This window comes from Enterobacter cloacae complex sp. AR_0002, from assembly GCF_001922365.1.
GTDB classification, from domain to species: Bacteria; Pseudomonadota; Gammaproteobacteria; order Enterobacterales; family Enterobacteriaceae; genus Enterobacter; species Enterobacter hormaechei_C.
In genome coordinates this window covers 4,080,125-4,097,776 of the sequence record NZ_CP018814.1, presented here as the reverse complement: position 1 = coordinate 4,097,776, position 17,652 = coordinate 4,080,125, and the positions used below count along the sequence as shown (strand labels likewise).

Below are 17,652 nucleotides of genomic sequence, written 5' to 3'. Positions count from 1 at the left end.
AAACGGCGTGCCGCCGCAGGGTGGCACGCCGTTTTTGTCTCTACTCCTCATGTGGCGCAGGCTGATCTATCACCCGGAAGTTAACTACGCACTACGACAAACGCTGGTGTTGTGTCTTCCCGTGGCCGTGGGCCTGCTCCTCGGACATCTTCAGCAAGGCCTGCTGTTTTCCCTCGTGCCCGCCTGCTGCAACATTGCCGGTCTGGATACGCCGCATAAACGCTTTTTTAAACGTCTGATTATTGGCGGCTGCCTGTTTGCCGGCTGTAGCCTTGCCGTACAACTCTTACTGGCCCGCGACATTCCTCTGCCGCTGATCCTGACCGTGCTGGCGATGACGCTCGGCGTCACCGCCGAAATCAGCTCGCTGCACGCCCGCCTGCTTCCCGCGTCGCTGATTGCCGCCATCTTCACCTTAAGCCTTGCAGGTAATATGCCGGTGTGGGAGCCATTGCTGATCTACGCCCTCGGCACGCTGTGGTACGGGCTGTTTAACTGGTTCTGGTTCTGGCTGTGGCGGGAACAGCCGCTGCGCGAATCCCTGAGCCTGCTCTACGTGCAGCTTGCTGAATACTGCGAAGCAAAATACACCCTGCTCACTCAACATACCGACCCGGAAAAATCCCTGCCGCCGCTACTGGCGCGCCAGCAAAAAGTGGTGGATCTGATCAGCCAGTGCTATCAGCAGTTGCACATGCTTGCCGCCAACAAAAATCATGAATACAAGCGGCTGCTGCGAATCTTCCAGGTCGGGCTGGATTTGCAGGAGCATATCTCCGTCAGCCTTCATAATCCGGAAGAGGTGCAAAAGCTGGTGGAGCGCAGCCATGCAGAAGCGGTGATCCGCTGGAACGCGCAGACCGTCGCGGCCCGCCTGCGGGTGCTGGCTGACGATATCCTCTATCACCGCTACCCGACGCGCTTTAACATGGACAAACAGCTCGGCGCGCTGGAAAAGATTGCGCGTCAGCACGCGGATAACCCGGTCGGGCAATTTGCTGCCTGGCATTTCAGCCGCATCGCCCCGGTGTTACGCACCCAGCGCCCGCTTTATGCCCGCGACCTGATGGCCGATAAGCAAAAACGGCTGCCGCTGCTGCCCGCGCTCAAAAGCTATCTTTCACTGAAATCTTCTGCCCTGCGCAATGCCGCACGGATCAGTGTGATGCTGAGCATCGCCAGCCTGATGGGAATGGCCCTGCACCTGCCGAAACCCTACTGGATCTTAATGACCGTACTGTTTGTTACCCAGAACGGCTATGGCGCCACGCGGGTCCGTATTCTGCATCGGGCGGGCGGCACGATGGCGGGGCTGATTATCGCGGGCATAACGCTGCACTTCCACGTGCCGGAGGGCTATACCCTGGCCGGTATGCTGGCAATCACGCTGGTGAGCTATCTGATTATCCGCAAAAACTACGGCTGGGCGATGGTGGGCTTTACGGTGACGGCGGTGTATACCCTTCAACTGCTCACGCTTAACGGGGAACAGTTTATTATTGCCCGTCTGGTCGATACGCTGATTGGCTGCCTGATCGCCTTTGGCGGCATGGTCTGGCTGTGGCCGCAGTGGCAGAGCGGGCTGTTGAGGCAGAACGCCCACGACGCGCTGGAAGCTGACCAGCAGGCCATTCGTCTGATCCTGAGCGATGACCCACAGCCCTCTCCGCTGGCCTACGAGCGCATGAAGGTCAACCAGGCGCATAACGCCCTGTTCAACTCCCTTAACCAGGCCATGCAGGAGCCGGGCTTTAACGCGCACTATCTGGCTGACATGAAGCTGTGGGTCACGCACAGCCAGTTTATCGTCGAGCACATCAATGCCATGACGACGCTGGCGCGGGAGCACACGATGCTGACGCCGGATCTGGCGCAGCGCTATTTGCAGTCGTGTGAAATTGCGTTGCAGCGCTGTCAGCAGCGCCTGGAGTATGATGCACCGGGCGAGTCAGGTGATTCGAACATTCTGGAAGCGCCGGAGACGCTGACCCACGGGCCGATGAGCACCCTTGAGCAGCATTTACAGCGCGTTCTCGGCCACCTGAACACCATGCACACCATTTCGTCGGTGGCATGGCGTCAGCGCCCGCATCACGGGATTTGGTTAACGCGCCGGTTAAAACGAACCGCGTATTAGCCGCTGACGATCTTCGCGACCGCCGCGGCAAAACGGGTTAATCCGTCTTCGATGTCTTTGTCTTCCACCACAAGCGATGGCGCAAAGCGCATCACGTCCGGCCCGGCATTGAGCACCATGACGCCTTCGTGCGCGGCGGCGTGCAGGAAATCGCGCGCGCGGCCTTTATACTGAGGCTTCAACTCGGCGCCAATCAGCAGCCCCATTCCGCGGATTTCGCTGAAGACATCAAACTGTTCGTCAATCTGCTGAAGATGTTTCACAAACAGATCGCGTTTCGCATTCACGCCATTCAGGACGTCCGGCGTATTAATGATATCGAACGCCGCACCCGCCACGGCACACGCCAGCGGATTACCGCCGTAGGTGGAGCCGTGTGAGCCCACATGAAATGCGGAAGCGATATCCTGGGTAGTGAGTACCGCACTGACCGGGAAACCGCCGCCGAGCGCTTTCGCGCTGGTCAGAATATCCGGCGTTACGCCGTAGTGCATATAAGCGAACAGATCCCCGGTACGCCCCATCCCACACTGCACTTCATCAAACACCAGCAGCGCCTGGTGCTCGTCACACAGTTCGCGCAGCCCTTGCAGAAATTCCGGGGTGGCCGCCGTGACGCCGCCTTCCCCCTGAATGGGCTCGACCACCACGGCACAGGTGTGATCGTCCATCACCGCTTTAACGGCGTGCAGATCGTTAAACGGCACGTGGATGATATCCGCAGGTTTCGGACCAAAGCCGTCGGAATACTTCGGCTGGCCGCCCACGGAAACGGTAAAGAACGAGCGACCGTGGAAGGCGTTATGGAAGGCGATGATTTTGGTTTTGTACGGACTATGACGCGTGGTTGCGTAGTAGCGCGCCAGCTTAAAGGCAGTTTCGTTGGCTTCGGTGCCGGAGTTCATAAACAGCACGCGTTCGGCGAAGGTGGCATCGATGATCTTACGCCCCAGACGCAGCGCCGGTTCGTTGGTGAACACGTTGCTGGTGTGCCACAGCGTTTCGCCCTGCGTTTTCAGCGCGTCCACCAGCGCAGGATGGCAATGGCCCAGTGCCGTCACCGCAATACCGCCTGCGAAATCAACATACTCGTTGCCCTGCTGATCCCAGACGCGGCTGCCTCTCCCTTTCACCGGGATAAACTCAGCCGGTGCATAAATCGGCAGGATCACTTCATCGAATGTCGCGCGGGTAATTGCTGGTTGTTCAGTTGCCATGTCATGACCATCCATTTTTATGTCACAGTTATTGTGAAAATATAATCACAAAATATGCATAAAAAATCACAGCAAGGCAACCGATATTCAGCGATTAAGGAAATTGGCCAGCAGCGCGTGCCCCTGTTCGCTGAGAATGCTTTCCGGGTGGAACTGCACACCTTCCAGATCGTACTCGCGGTGGCGAATGCCCATGATCTCCTGCGTCTCGCTCCAGGCGGTAACCTCAAAGCAGGCCGGCAGGGTCGGCGGATCAATAATCAGAGAATGGTAGCGCGTCACGGTTAACGGATTGTTTAGCCCCAGGAATGCGCCGGTACCGGTGTGTGTGATCGGTGAGGTTTTGCCATGCATGACTTTCGCGGCACGGACAATGGTGGCGCCAAAGACCTGCGCAATGGCCTGGTGACCCAGGCAGACGCCCAGAATCGGCAGTTTGCCCGCATAGTGTTGGATTACCGCCAGCGAGATGCCGGACTCCGACGGGGTACACGGCCCGGGCGAAATCACGATTTTCTGAGGTGCCAGCGCGTCAATGTCATCCAGCGCGATCTCATCGTTACGGCGGACAACCACCTCTGCCCCCAGCTCGCAAAAATACTGGTAGAGGTTCCAGGTAAAGGAATCATAGTTATCAATCAGCAGAATCATGGCGGCTCCTGAAAAAATGGCCGCCCTATTTTACGCAGATTCCCGCGCTTCGCTCACAACTTTGGCGAAGATGACGTTCAGGGCGGTCAAATCCCCCATCGCCCCGCTCTGGTTGGCGGCAGCCCAGTCGTCCGGGTTGATCCCCTGCCAGTTCAGCACGTAGCCCGCATGAATAGCCAGTTGTTCAAAGAAGATCCGCTGGGCCACGCCATTACCGCTCATAAACGGATGTAGCATGTTGATTTCACAGTAGTAATGACTGATTCTGTCTGTAAACTCTTCTTTCTGAAGGCCTACCAGATATTTATCACTTTCCAGCGAAGCCATCAGCTCATTACCCACTTTCTCGATGTACTCGAAATGGCAAAAAGGAATGTCGCCCTTGGAAATATCGGCGGTGCGCAGCTCGCCCGCGCCTTTCATTTCGTTGCGGAATAAATGGCGGTGAATAAGACACAGATGGGGTAAACCCGGTGCGGAAGGCCCCAGTTCCAGCGTCTCGATATCGGGTTCAGCGGGCCCCTTACCTTTTTCAAGGAGGCAGCTGGCCTGAAAATTGACATTACGTTGTTGCTCCCAGAGACGGGATTTTTGCTTGTCGGTGAGTTTTTTCACTACGCCTCCCTGAATAGTCCGTTTGCCACAAGTATAAGCAGCAAAACGCGCTTTCGCAGGGAGGGCGGAAAGACACGGGCAAGATGTGCCCGTGTGAGGGAACGATTACGGCAGCACTTTCGCGGAGAGAATGACGACAGGCTTAGTCGGCACATTCTGGTATGGACCGACATCGTGAGTCTGAACCTGAGAGATCTTATCCGCCACGTCCATGCCTTTCACCACTTTGCCAAACACCGCGTAGCCAAAGTCGCGCTGACCGTGGTCCAGGAAGGCGTTATCAGCCACGTTGAGGAAGAACTGGCTGGTGGCGCTGTCTTTGTCCGCCGTACGCGCCATCGAGATGGTGCCGCGCTTGTTCAGCAGGCCGTTGTCAGCTTCATTTTTGATGGGCGGGTTAGGCTGTTTCTGCTGCATCAGCTCGTTAAAACCGCCACCCTGAATCATAAAGCCCGGGATCACGCGGTGGAACGTGGTGTTGTTATAAAAACCACTGTTCACGTAGTCGAGGAAGTTTTTCACCGAAACAGGGGCTTTCTGGCTATCCAGCTCCAGCTCAATATTCCCCGCAGAGGTAGTCAGCAGGACGTGAGGGTCTCCTTTAGCTGCCAGCGCAGCAGGGGAAACGGCAGAAAGAGCAAACACAGCTGCAACAGCCGCCAGTGTTGATTTGAGCATGAGAATTCCTTAACAAAGCGCAGTATAAAAAGCGAATGGCTTGATTCTAAAGAGCAGTATGAACCCAGACCAGTCTTTTACCTAATTTTACCAAATTGAAACAATTATTACCGCGCAAACGATTGTTCATCCCGCAACGTAATGTGATCTGCATCACGTTAAAACCTGCAATTGTGCTCAAAATTTTCTGAAAAGATTTAATTAGATCACTTTCGCGACTAAAATCTGCCCGCTCAAACGCAGTCATTGCGTTTTTCTTTACTTTTAACAGGCCAGACATGACTAACAGCAATCGCATCAAGCTCACATGGATTAGCTTCTTCTCTTACGCCCTGACCGGCGCGTTGGTGATCGTCACCGGGATGGTGATGGGAAATATCGCAGACTACTTCCAGCTGCCCGTTTCCAGCATGAGTAACACCTTCACCTTCCTGAACGCGGGGATCCTGATCTCTATTTTCCTTAATGCCTGGCTGATGGAAATCGTGCCGCTGAAAACGCAGCTGCGTTTTGGCTTCGTGCTGATGGTTGCCGCCGTGGCGGGCCTGATGTTGAGCCACAGCATCGCCCTCTTCTCTGCCGCCATGTTCGTACTGGGCCTGGTGAGCGGGATCACCATGTCGATCGGTACGTTTCTGATTACGCACATGTATGAAGGCCGCCAGCGCGGCGCGCGTCTGCTGTTCACCGACTCCTTCTTCAGCATGGCCGGGATGATTTTCCCGATGGTCGCCGCGTATCTTCTGGCGCGCAGCATTGAGTGGTACTGGGTATATGCCTGCATTGGTCTGGTCTATGTCGCGATCTTCATTCTCACCTTCGGCTGCGAGTTCCCGGTGCTGGGCAAAAAAGCGCAGACTACATCCGAGCCGGTTGCGAAAGAAAAATGGGGTATCGGCGTACTGTTCCTCTCCATCGCCGCGCTGTGTTACATCCTCGGCCAGCTGGGCTTTATCTCCTGGGTTCCTGAGTATGCGAAAGGTCTGGGCATGAGCCTGAACGACGCGGGTAAACTGGTGAGCGATTTCTGGATGTCTTACATGTTCGGCATGTGGGCGTTTAGCTTTATCCTGCGCTTCTTCGACCTGCAACGGATCCTGACCGTTCTGGCGGGTCTGGCGACCGTGCTGATGTATCTGTTCATCAACGGTTCCCCGGAGCATATGCCGTGGTTCATCCTGACCCTGGGCTTCTTCTCCAGCGCGATTTATACCTCGATCATCACCCTTGGCTCTCTTCAGACCAAAGTGGCCTCGCCAAAGCTGGTGAACTTCGTGCTGACCTGCGGCACCATCGGCACCATGCTGACCTTCGTGGTCACGGGCCCGATTGTTGCGCACAGCGGCCCGCTGGCGGCGCTGCATACCGCTAACGGTCTGTACGCCGTAGTGTTTATCATGTGCTTCGTGCTGGGCTTTGTGACCCGTCACCGTCAACACAACCCGGCAACAGCTACCCACTAATCGCCGTAACCCCTTTGCGTACTGCAAAGGGGTTTCCCCTGTGCTCACCCGCCCTGCCCGCCGATGGGTAAAAACCCCATTAATTTTGTGCGAAAAACGAACAAGCACAAAAATCAAACAATATCCGTCACTTATAAAAATCCTGACAAATCATAGATATACCCCCTAAGGGGTAGGTGAAGGCGTATTTGATTTGCATCAATAAGTGCCCCTGCTGAATCGTTAAGGTAGGCAGTAATAGAAAAGAAATCGAGGCAAAAATGAGCAAAGTCAGACTCGCTATCATCGGTAACGGCATGGTCGGCCACCGCTTTATTGAGGATCTTCTCGATAAAGCCGATGCTGAGCAGTTCGATATTACCGTGTTCTGTGAAGAACCCCGCAAGGCGTACGACCGTGTGCACTTGTCTTCTTACTTCTCTCACCATACCGCCGAAGAGCTCTCTCTGGTGCGTGAAGGGTTCTACGAGAAGCATGGCGTAAAAGTGCTGGTGGGCGAACGCGCTATCACCATCAACCGTCAGGAGAAAGTAATCCACTCCAGCGCCGGACGTACGGTTTTTTACGATAAGCTGATCATGGCGACGGGCTCGTATCCGTGGATCCCGCCTATTAAAGGGTCGGAAACCCAGGATTGTTTCGTTTACCGTACCATTGAAGACCTCAACGCCATCGAATCCTGCGCACGTCGAAGCAAACGCGGCGCGGTTGTCGGCGGTGGTCTGCTGGGTCTGGAAGCGGCAGGCGCGCTGAAAAACCTCGGCGTTGAAACCCACGTTATCGAATTTGCCCCGATGCTGATGGCCGAACAGCTCGACCACATGGGTGGCGATCAGCTGCGCCGTAAGATCGAAAGCATGGGCGTGAAAGTTCACACCAGCAAAAACACCAAAGAGATCGTTCAGGAAGGGACTGAAGCACGCAAAACCATGCGCTTTGCCGACGGCAGCGAGCTGGAAGTGGACTTCATCGTCTTCTCCACCGGTATCCGCCCGCGCGACAAGCTGGCAACGCAATGCGGTCTGGCCGTCGCGCAGCGCGGTGGGATCATGATTAACGACACCTGCCAGACCTCCGACCCGGATATTTACGCCATCGGCGAATGCGCCAGCTGGAACAACCGCGTATTCGGCCTGGTCGCGCCTGGGTACAAAATGGCGCAGGTCGCCGTTGACCATATCCTCGGCAGCGAAAACGCCTTCACCGGCGCAGACATGAGCGCCAAGCTGAAGCTGCTGGGCGTGGACGTGGGCGGTATTGGCGATGCGCATGGTCGCACCCCGAACTCCCGCAGCTATGTTTATCTGGACGAAAGCAAAGAAGTCTACAAACGTCTTATCGTCAGCCAGGACAACAAAACCCTGCTCGGGGCGGTGCTGGTGGGCGACACCAGCGACTTCGGCAACCTGCTCCAGCTGGTGCTGAACGCCATTGAGCTGCCGGAAAACCCGGACGCGCTGATCCTCCCGGCGCACGCCTCCAGCGGTAAGCCGTCCATTGGCGTGGATAAACTGCCGGACAGCGCGCAAATCTGTTCCTGCTTCGACGTCACCAAAGGCATGCTGATCTCCGCCATTAACAAAGGCTGCCACACCGTTGCGGCGCTGAAGGCGGAAACCAAAGCCGGGACCGGCTGCGGCGGCTGTATCCCGCTGGTCACCCAGGTGCTGAACGCCGAGCTGGCAAAACAGGGCATTGAAGTGAACAACAACCTGTGCGAGCACTTCGCTTACTCTCGCCAGGAGCTGTACCACCTGATCCGCGTGGAGGGCATTAAGTCCTTTGACGAACTGCTGGAGAAACACGGCCAGGGCTATGGCTGTGAGGTATGTAAGCCTACCGTTGGTTCGCTGCTGGCGTCCTGCTGGAACGAATATGTGCTCAAACCAGAACACACTCCGCTTCAGGACACCAACGATAACTTCCTGGCCAATATTCAGAAAGACGGGACTTACTCGGTGATCCCGCGTTCTGCCGGAGGGGAAATCACCCCGGAAGGGCTGGTCGCCGTGGGTCGTATCGCCCGTGAGTTTAACCTGTACACCAAAATCACCGGTTCCCAGCGTATCGGCCTGTTCGGCGCGCAGAAGGACGACCTGCCGGAAATCTGGCGTCAGCTGATTGAAGCGGGCTTCGAAACCGGCCACGCGTACGCCAAAGCGCTGCGCATGGCGAAAACCTGCGTGGGCAGCACCTGGTGTCGCTACGGCGTCGGCGACAGCGTGGGATTCGGCGTTGAGCTGGAAAACCGCTACAAAGGCATCCGTACCCCGCACAAAATGAAGTTCGGCGTCTCCGGCTGTACCCGCGAATGTGCGGAAGCGCAGGGTAAAGACGTGGGTATTATTGCCACCGAGAAAGGCTGGAACCTGTACGTGTGCGGCAACGGCGGGATGAAACCTCGCCACGCGGATCTGCTGGCCGCCGATCTCGATCGCGATACGCTGATCAAATACCTCGACCGTTTCATGATGTTCTACATCCGTACCGCCGATAAGCTGACCCGTACCGCCTCCTGGCTTGATAACCTCGAGGGCGGCATCGACTACCTGAAGTCGGTCATTATCGACGACAAGCTGGGCCTGAATGAACAGCTGGAATCCGAGATGACTCGCCTGCGCGAGGCGGTGATCTGCGAGTGGACCAAAACCGTGAACACGCCAGCGGCGCAGACGCGCTTCAAACACTTTATCAACAGCACCCAGCGCGACCCGAACGTGCAGGTGGTGCCGGAGCGTGAACAGCATCGTCCAGCGACCCCGTATGAACGTATTCCGGTGATGCTGGTGGAGGAAAACGCATGAGCCAGTGGGTAAACATCTGCAATATTAACGACATTCTGCCAGCAACCGGCGTCTGTGCCCTGCTGGGCAACGAGCAGGTGGCGATTTTCCGTCCTCGCCACGATGAACAGGTCTATGCCATCAGCAATATCGACCCGTTCTTCGAGGCCAGCGTGCTCTCCCGCGGTCTGATTGCGGAGCACCAGGGCGAACTGTGGGTTGCCAGCCCGCTGAAAAAGCAGCGCTTCCGCTTAACCGACGGGCGCTGCATGGAAGATGAAAGCTTCTCGGTCAAACACTACGACGTCCGCGTGAAGGACGGCAAGGTGCAGCTGAAAGGGTAACCCCTCGCCTTTTCAATAGGAAAGGCTTATGACCCCTTATGGGTAACGGCAGGAAAAACCGTATGTTCTGTACGATTCCTGCTGTTATCCTGACGTCAATTCTTCCCCCGCCATGAATGCTGTGAGGTAACGTCGTGGATCACCTGCCGATTTTTTGTCAATTACGCAACCGCGACTGCCTGCTCGTGGGCGGCGGCGATGTGGCTGAACGCAAGGCGCGCCTGCTGTTAGAGGCGGGCGCCCGACTGACCGTTAACGCCCTCACCTTCGCCCCACAGTTTGACGTCTGGGCGCAGGAAGGGATGCTCACCCAGGTGCAGGGCGAATTTGATGAATCCCTGCTGGATACCTGCTGGCTGACCATCGCCGCAACGGATAACGATGACGTTAACCAGCGCGTCAGCGACGCCTGCGAAGCGCGCCGCATCTTCTGTAACGTGGTGGATGCGCCGAAAGAGGCGAGCTTTATCATGCCGTCGATTATCGACCGTTCACCGCTGATGATTGCGGTGTCGTCCGGTGGCCGCTCGCCCGTTCTTGCCCGTCTGCTGCGGGAAAAACTGGAAGCCGTGCTGCCGCAGCATCTTGGCCAGATTGCCCAATACGCCGGGCAGCTGCGTTCCCGCGTGAAGCAAACCTTCGCAACCGTGGGCGAACGCCGTCGCTTCTGGGAGAAGTTCTTTGTCAATGACAGGCTGGCGCAGTCGCTGGCCAATCAGGACACCAAAGCCGTTGAAGAGACGACCGAACAGCTCCTGAGCGAGCCGCTGGATCATCGCGGTGAAGTGGTACTGGTGGGCGCAGGTCCCGGCGATGCGGGCTTGCTGACGCTGAAGGGTCTCCAGCAGATCCAGCAGGCGGACATCGTGGTGTATGACCGTCTGGTCTCTGATGACATCATGAATCTGGTACGCCGCGATGCTGACCGCGTGTTCGTCGGCAAACGGGCAGGTTATCACTGCGTACCGCAGGAGGAGATCAACCAGATCCTGCTGCGGGAAGCGCAGAAAGGTAAGCGTGTGGTGCGTCTGAAAGGGGGCGATCCCTTTATCTTTGGTCGCGGCGGCGAGGAGCTGGAAACTCTCTGCAACGCGGGCATTCCATTCTCCGTGGTGCCGGGTATTACGGCGGCATCCGGCTGTTCTGCCTATTCCGGCATTCCGTTAACCCATCGCGACTATGCCCAGAGCGTGCGCCTGGTGACGGGCCACCTGAAAACCGGCAGCGAGCTGGACTGGCATAATCTGGCCGCTGAAAAGCAGACGCTGGTCTTCTACATGGGGCTAAATCAGGCAGCCACGATTCAGGCGAAACTGCTGGAGCACGGCATGGAAGCAGATATGCCGGTCGCACTGGTGGAAAACGGCACCGCCATTACGCAGCGCGTGGTCGATGGCGTGCTGACGCAGCTGGGTGAGCTGGCGCAGCAGGTTGAAAGCCCGGCGCTGATCGTGGTGGGCCGCGTGGTAGCACTGCGTGAAAAACTGAACTGGTTCTCCAGCCACTAACGCACAATCTCTCTCCCGGGAGTAGTCTTGAAGCGGACTACTCCCTTCTTACCTCAATCGATAACATACCGCCCGCGTAATGGAACTTTTCCATTTATTCCCTCGTATTACATCCAATTTTTTGATTTTATTGACAAGGAATGCGTATGTTCAAACTGGCAAAAGCTGCCGTACTGGTCGGCCTGTTAACAACTCTGACGGCCTGCACCGGTCACGTTCAAAATACTAAAAATAATTGCAGCTACGATTACCTGCTGCATCCGGCGATCTCCATTTCGAAGATCATCGGCGGTTGCGGCCCGGCGGCACAGCAGTAAGCGTTTTTCAGGCGTAAAAAAACCGGGAATTTCCCGGTTTTTTTTATTGAGTCCGTATTTGTCGGGTGGCGGCTTAAGGTTTCGCCACAAACCCAATCGCCTCGTACACCGCTGTCAGGGTTTCCGACGCGCGCGCGCTGGCTTTTTCTGCGCCCTCTTTCATCACTTTTTGCAGGAAAGCTTCGTCGTTACGGTAACGGTGATAGCGCTCCTGCAACTCGGTCAGCATGCCGGAAACGGCGTCTGCCACTTCGCCTTTCAGGTGGCCGTACATCTTGCCTTCAAAGTGTTTTTCCAGCTCAGGGATGCTCTGTCCGGTCACACCGGAGAGAATGTCCAGCAGGTTGGATACGCCCGCTTTGTTCTGCACGTCGTAGCGCACCACTGGCGGCTCATCGGAGTCGGTCACCGCACGCTTGAGCTTTTTCACCACCGATTTCGGATCTTCCAGCAGGCCGATAACGTTGTTGCGGTTATCGTCAGACTTGGACATCTTTTTGGTCGGCTCCAGCAGGGACATCACGCGCGCGCCGGATTTCGGAATAAACGGCTCAGGCACTTTGAACACGTCGCCGTAAAGCGCATTGAAGCGCTGGGCAATATCGCGGCTCAGCTCCAGGTGCTGCTTCTGGTCTTCACCCACCGGCACCTGGTTGGTCTGGTACAGCAGAATGTCGGCCGCCATCAGCACCGGATAGTCAAACAGACCGGCGTTGATGTTCTCAGAGTAGCGCGCAGACTTATCCTTGAACTGGGTCATGCGGCTCAGCTCGCCGAAATAGGTGTAGCAGTTCAGCGCCCAGCCCAGCTGCGCGTGCTCTGGTACGTGAGACTGAACGAAAATGGTGCTCTTCTCGGGATCGATACCGCACGCCAGGTACAGCGCCAGCGTATCGAGCGTTGCTTTGCGAAGCTTCTCTGGATCCTGACGCGCGGTGATAGCATGCAAATCCACGATGCAGTAAATGCAGTGGTAGTCATCCTGCATGCTCACCCACTGACGTAACGCACCCATGTAGTTACCAATGGTCAGTTCACCTGAAGGCTGTGCGCCACTAAAAACGATGGGCTTAGTCATTATTCAATTCCTGATGTTCACTGTGCGAGAGCCCGAGTGCGGGCAACAAATCTTTGAAGTGGTCGAACACAACGTCCGGCTCACTCAGCGTAATGGCTTCACCGTAGTTGTAGCCGTAGGTCAACCCAACCGACGGGCAACCTGCCGCTCTGGCAGCCAGAATATCATTGCGGGAATCCCCGACAAAGAGCAGCTCCGCAGGTGCTAAGGATAATTTTCCTGCCACCAGCAATAGCGGTTCCGGATGCGGCTTTTTATTCTGTACGTCATCGCCGCCCACAATCACGGAGAAGTATTTCGCGATATCCAGCGCTTCCAGCAGAGGCGCAACGAACGGTGTCGGCTTGTTAGTTACCAGCCCCAGCGGGATGCCTTTAGCATATAGCGCGCTCAGCGTTTCAGCGACATCCGGGAACAGGAAGCTGCCCTCTTCGACGGTCTCTTCGTAGAAACGGTCGAACAGTTTGCGCAGAATACGCTGCTGCTCATCCTGGGGAATATCCGCGTGGTCAACACTCGGTTTACCTTGCGCGGAACGCTGAGAGGCACGCTCCTGACGAGCCCAGGTCAGCGCGCGCTCCATCAGCACGTCTGCACCGTTACCAATCCACGTCACGACGCGCTCTTCGCCTGCAACGGGGAGTTCAAGGGCATACAGCGCCTGATCGACGGCGCTGGTTAATCCTGGCGCGCTGTCGACCAGCGTGCCGTCGAGGTCAAATGCTACACCCCGAATAGCCTGCAATTTATCCATGACTTACCTTCGCCAGTTCACGGCGCATTTCATCAATGACTTTTTTGTAATCCGGTTGATCGAAGATGGCGGAGCCTGCGACGAACATATCCGCCCCTGCCTCCGCAATCTCTCCGATGTTATTGACCTTCACGCCGCCGTCCACTTCCAGACGAATATCATAGCCAGACTCATCGATACGGCGGCGCACTTCACGCAGTTTGTCAAGGGTCTGAGGGATAAATGACTGACCACCAAAGCCCGGGTTGACGGACATCAGCAGGATCACGTCCAGCTTGTCCATCACGTAGTCGAGATAGCTCAGCGGGGTCGCCGGGTTAAAGACCAGCCCCGCCTTACAGCCGTTCTCTTTGATCAGCTGTAGCGTGCGGTCAACGTGTTCGGAGGCTTCCGGGTGGAAAGTGATGATGCTGGCACCCGCCGCGGCGAAATCGGGTACGATGCGGTCAACCGGTTTCACCATCAGATGCACGTCAATGGGCGCGGTGATCCCGTAGTTACGCAGCGCTTTAAGCACCATCGGACCGATGGTCAGGTTGGGAACGTAGTGGTTATCCATAACGTCGAAATGGACGACATCCGCGCCAGCCGCGAGAGCTTTGGCAGTGTCTTCACCCAGGCGGGCAAAATCGGCCGACAGAATTGAGGGGGCAATCAAAAACTGTTTCATCCGCATCTCCTTGAAATGTGTTTACCGGCGGGCAAAGGCTCAGGGTCGATAAAGCGCCAGAAGTTCGTCCACCTTTTTACGTGTGCCGCCGTTGCTGCTAATGCTACGCCGCACTTTTACCTGAAAATGCTTCGCGGCTTTGTACCATTCGCGCGTATCAGGCGTGTCGTGATTCGAAATTAACACCGGAATTCTTTTGCTGACCAGCTTTTCCGCCATCTCAGCCAGACGAGCCTGCTCGGCCGGGCTGAAGCTATTGGTGTGGTAGGCGGTGAAATTTGCCGTGGCAGACAGCGGCGCGTAAGGCGGGTCGCAGTAGACCACCGAGTTTACGCCCGCCAGCTCCATGCACTCTTCATATGAGAGACAGTAGAACTCGGCATTCTGTGCTTTTTCAGCAAAGTGATACAGCTCGTCCTGCGGGAAATAGGGACGCTTATAGCGGCCAAACGGCACGTTAAACTCGCCACGCAGATTATACCGGCACAGACCGTTGTAGCCATGGCGGTTGAGATAAAGAAACAACAGCGCGCGACGGAACGGATCCTGGCTTTGATTAAACTCAGCGCGGAACTGATAGTAGACGTCCGGGTTGTTGTTCTCTGGCGTAAACAGCTTCCGTGCCTCTTCCACATACTCATCGGTACGCAGTTTGACGATGTTATAGAGGCTAATAAGGTCGCTGTTGATATCCGCCAGGATATAACGAGAAAAATCGGTATTCAGGAACACCGATCCAGCACCCACGAAGGGCTCGATAAGACACTCGCCTTTCGGCAGGTGCTTTTTAATATCGTCGAGCAGGGGGTATTTCCCCCCTGCCCATTTCAGAAAAGCGCGATTTTTTTTCATGCTGACTAACTGATTACACCTTCTCCGGCTGTGGAGAAAGCTCCGACAGCATCCTGCGCTTTAAACATTACTTCAGATCGGCCTGCACCTGATGAATCGGCTTCGCCCACGGGTTTTTCGCCTGCACGTCGGCTGGCAGCGTGGAAACGGCACGTTTTGCTTCATCTTTGGAAGCATAAATACCACTCACCAGCACATACCACGGTTGACCGTTACGGGTCGTCTGATAAACCACGTAGTTTTTCAGATTCGATTTCTTCGCCCAGGCGTTGAGGTTGTCATAGTTAGACGAACTGCTCAGCTGAAGGGTGTAGTTGCTGGAAGAGGCCGACTGCAAAGAACCCACGTTGCCCGTCGTTTTACCTGGCGAAGCGCCCGTTTTGGCTGCGGGAGCCGCAGGTGTTGTTGCAGCAGGTGTTGTTGCAGCAGGCGCCGCTGTGGTCGCCGTCGCTTTCGGAGCAGCGGTTGCCGCAGGCGTTGGCGCTTTAACCGGCTGGCTCACCGCAGGTTTTGTCTGCGCTGGCGCTTTCGTTTCTGGCGCTTTTGCCACGGCCTGTGGTTTCGTCTCACGCTTCGGCTCAATCACAGCCTGCTTACGCTCCTGGCGTGGTGCAGTCTGCGTCTGGCGCGGTTTGGTTTCCGTTGCCGCCGTCTGCTGCTGGGCATTGCTGCCATGAACTGGCGCAACGGTGGCTGGTTCAGTTGGCAGCGTGGAGTTCACCACGGCAGCGTTAACCTGTTCCTGATTCTGCGGCTGCATCAGCGCGTTGTTCAGATCGCCCTGAACCTCAACACGCTGCTGGCCTTCAGGCGTAGCTGGCGCCTGGCCCTGAGTCGGGGTAGAAGAGACAGGCGGCAGAGAGATATCCTGACCGGCGCTGGTGTTGCCTGCGGTCTGCTCTGCGGAAGTGGTGCCCGGCGCAGGCTGAGCGCCATTCGCCTGGTTGCTCGCATCGTTACCAGACAGGTCGATGCTCTTCTCGGCAGACGCGGTCTGCTCGGTAGAATGGGTAGAAGGGGCTTTTAGCGCGGAACCAATGCCGACAATCAGCAATACCAGCACCAGAACGCCAAGGCCCATCATGATGTACTGACGGGAGGCCGGTTTTGCCGCTACCGCTTTTTTACGCTTGCGCGGTCGACGTTCAACAGGCTGTTCATCCATTAACTCTTCTTCGGATTCAAACTCCTCGTCTTCACGCTCATTGCGCGCGTTGCGGCTACGCGAAGGGCGACGATCGTCTGCATCCAGATCGACATCGTCAAAGTTGATCTGCGGCTCGTTATCACGTTCTGAAGATTGACGAGAACGACCAGTACGACGATCGCTGGGATCGGGTTTCAGCTCGTCTTCTGGTTTGAATTCATCCATTTAACACCCCACTCAAAGGCTTCTGCCAACGACTCTGCATTAACCTGAAGCTAAAACGACCACCTGTTACAGCGGTCTGACCTTTCTAGTTGTTACGCTTGCTGACAATCAGCAATAGCGCCAAGTACGACTTCGTGCGGCACTCCGCCGCGCACTTCACTTTTCCCTATTGCAAGCGGGAGTACCAGACGCATCTCACCTGCTAATACTTTTTTATCGCGCATCATGTGGGGAAGGTACGCCTGCGCAGACATTTCCTGCGGACCACTTACCGGCAAGCCAGCACGTTTAAGCAACGCGATGATACGTGCTGTCTCTTCCGGCCTGAACTGCCCCAAACGTTCAGAGGCACGCGCCGCCATAACCATTCCGGCAGCGACAGCTTCACCGTGAAGCCAGTTACCGTAGCCCATTTCGGCTTCGATCGCATGACCAAACGTATGCCCCAGATTCAGTAAAGCACGTAAGCCGGTTTCACGCTCATCTGCGGCAACGACTTCTGCTTTCAGCTCACAACAACGGCGAATACAGTAGGCCATTGCCTGCCCGTCGAGGCGCAGCAGCGCATCCATATTCTCTTCCAGCCAGGTGAAGAACTCCCCGTCAAGAATAATGCCGTATTTGATCACTTCTGCAAGGCCGGACGCCAGTTCGCGCGCTGGCAAGGTTTTCAGACAGTCGAGATCCACCACCACCGAGGCGGGCTGGTAGAACGCGCCAATCATGTTTTTGCCGAGCGGATGGTTAACCGCCGTTTTACCGCCCACAGAAGAATCGACCTGTGAGAGCAACGTGGTTGGAATTTGAATAAAGCGCACGCCGCGCTGGTAGCTGGCGGCTGCAAAACCGGTCAGATCGCCCACAACGCCGCCGCCCAGGGCAAGCAGTGTTGTATCACGACCGTGCGGTTTTTGCAGAAGTGCGGTAAAGACGGTATCCAGTACCGTCAGGCTTTTGTACTGCTCGCCATCGGGCAGAATCACACTGTCGACCTTCACGCCCGCCTGCTCAAGCAGGTGACGTACACGGTCGAGATAAAGCGGAGCCAGCGTCTCGTTGGTGACCAGCATCGCCTGATCACCCGCTTTCAGTGGTAAGAAGGAAGCTGGGTCGTTAAACAAACCAGCCGCGATGGTGATAGGGTAACTACGTTCCCCGAGAGTAACTGTAATCCTCTCCATGACGCGACATCCACCTTAAATGCTTTTACCCG

The 17,652-nt window shown here is 56.2% G+C and carries 16 protein-coding genes; 6 read left to right on the top strand and 10 right to left on the bottom strand.

The genetic code is table 11. The annotated features are described in order from the left end of the window. The first annotated feature begins 49 nt into the window (after positions 1-49). Positions 50-2,137: a YccS/YhfK family putative transporter gene (locus AM329_RS20185; protein ID WP_032608035.1), complete on the top strand. Its 2,088-nt coding sequence runs from the start codon at positions 50-52 to the stop codon at positions 2,135-2,137. Here the strand turns inward: AM329_RS20185 and AM329_RS20180 are convergent. The 4 genes from AM329_RS20180 to ppiA all read right to left on the bottom strand — a co-directional run bounded on the left by AM329_RS20180 (position 2,134) and on the right by ppiA (position 5,298). After that, positions 2,134-3,354, bottom strand: a complete 1,221-nt coding sequence (locus AM329_RS20180) for an aspartate aminotransferase family protein (protein ID WP_003861656.1) — start codon at positions 3,352-3,354, stop codon at positions 2,134-2,136. The two genes, AM329_RS20185 and AM329_RS20180, sit on opposite strands and share 4 nt — an antisense overlap. 87 nt (positions 3,355-3,441) lie before the next feature. Next, entirely contained in the window at positions 3,442-4,005 is a 564-nt protein-coding gene (gene pabA / locus AM329_RS20175) for an aminodeoxychorismate synthase component 2 (protein WP_003861654.1), read from the bottom strand. Positions 4,006-4,035: 30 nt separating this feature from the next. Continuing rightward, on the bottom strand, positions 4,036-4,620 hold the full coding sequence (locus AM329_RS20170) for a putative adenosine monophosphate-protein transferase Fic (protein ID WP_032608038.1): 585 nt from the start codon (positions 4,618-4,620) through the stop codon (positions 4,036-4,038). Between the two features lie 105 nt (positions 4,621-4,725). Then, positions 4,726-5,298: a peptidylprolyl isomerase A gene (ppiA, locus tag AM329_RS20165; protein ID WP_032608039.1), complete on the bottom strand. Its 573-nt coding sequence runs from the start codon at positions 5,296-5,298 to the stop codon at positions 4,726-4,728. 278 nt (positions 5,299-5,576) lie between these two features. On the opposite strand from ppiA, the gene tsgA reads away from it, so the two are divergent. The 5 genes from tsgA (at position 5,577) to AM329_RS20135 (ending at position 11,713) form a co-directional block, all read left to right on the top strand. Next, a complete protein-coding gene (gene tsgA / locus AM329_RS20155; protein ID WP_003861648.1) occupies positions 5,577-6,761 on the top strand; it encodes an MFS transporter TsgA in 1,185 nt (394 codons plus the stop codon). A gap of 260 nt (positions 6,762-7,021) precedes the next feature. Further along, positions 7,022-9,565, top strand: a complete 2,544-nt coding sequence (nirB, locus tag AM329_RS20150) for a nitrite reductase large subunit NirB (RefSeq protein ID WP_032608042.1) — start codon at positions 7,022-7,024, stop codon at positions 9,563-9,565. Further along, the gene (gene nirD / locus AM329_RS20145; RefSeq protein ID WP_003861642.1) at positions 9,562-9,888 is read left to right on the top strand and encodes a nitrite reductase small subunit NirD; all 327 of its coding nucleotides are present in this window, start codon (positions 9,562-9,564) and stop codon (positions 9,886-9,888) included. Before nirB ends, nirD begins: the two co-directional genes overlap by 4 nt. Before the next feature lie 134 nt (positions 9,889-10,022). Beyond that, positions 10,023-11,396: a siroheme synthase CysG gene (gene cysG, locus AM329_RS20140; protein ID WP_023323823.1), complete on the top strand. Its 1,374-nt coding sequence runs from the start codon at positions 10,023-10,025 to the stop codon at positions 11,394-11,396. Positions 11,397-11,542: 146 nt separating this feature from the next. Continuing rightward, positions 11,543-11,713 carry a YhfL family protein gene (locus tag AM329_RS20135; protein WP_003861638.1) on the top strand — a complete coding sequence of 57 codons (171 nt, stop codon included), beginning with the start codon at positions 11,543-11,545 and terminating at the stop codon, positions 11,711-11,713. 73 nt (positions 11,714-11,786) lie between these two features. Here the strand turns inward: AM329_RS20135 and trpS are convergent, their stop codons facing one another. From trpS to aroB, 6 genes are all read right to left on the bottom strand, one after another. Further along, positions 11,787-12,791, bottom strand: coding sequence for a tryptophan--tRNA ligase (gene trpS / locus AM329_RS20130; RefSeq protein WP_022651949.1), 1,005 nt, complete (start codon positions 12,789-12,791; stop codon positions 11,787-11,789). Then, positions 12,784-13,545, bottom strand: a complete 762-nt coding sequence (gene gph, locus AM329_RS20125) for a phosphoglycolate phosphatase (RefSeq protein ID WP_032608044.1) — start codon at positions 13,543-13,545, stop codon at positions 12,784-12,786. The genes trpS and gph overlap by 8 nt, the downstream gene beginning before the upstream one ends. Next, entirely contained in the window at positions 13,538-14,215 is a 678-nt protein-coding gene (gene rpe, locus AM329_RS20120; protein WP_032608046.1) for a ribulose-phosphate 3-epimerase, read from the bottom strand. The genes gph and rpe overlap by 8 nt, the downstream gene beginning before the upstream one ends. 39 nt (positions 14,216-14,254) lie before the next feature. Next, complete coding sequence (gene dam, locus AM329_RS20115) at positions 14,255-15,067, bottom strand: adenine-specific DNA-methyltransferase (RefSeq protein WP_003861633.1); 813 nt, start codon at positions 15,065-15,067, stop codon at positions 14,255-14,257. Between the two features lie 67 nt (positions 15,068-15,134). Continuing rightward, on the bottom strand, positions 15,135-16,439 hold the full coding sequence (damX, locus tag AM329_RS20110) for a cell division protein DamX (RefSeq protein ID WP_003861632.1): 1,305 nt from the start codon (positions 16,437-16,439) through the stop codon (positions 15,135-15,137). Positions 16,440-16,531: 92 nt separating this feature from the next. Further along, complete coding sequence (gene aroB / locus AM329_RS20105) at positions 16,532-17,620, bottom strand: 3-dehydroquinate synthase (protein ID WP_003861631.1); 1,089 nt, start codon at positions 17,618-17,620, stop codon at positions 16,532-16,534. Between the last annotated feature and the right edge of the window lie 32 nt (positions 17,621-17,652).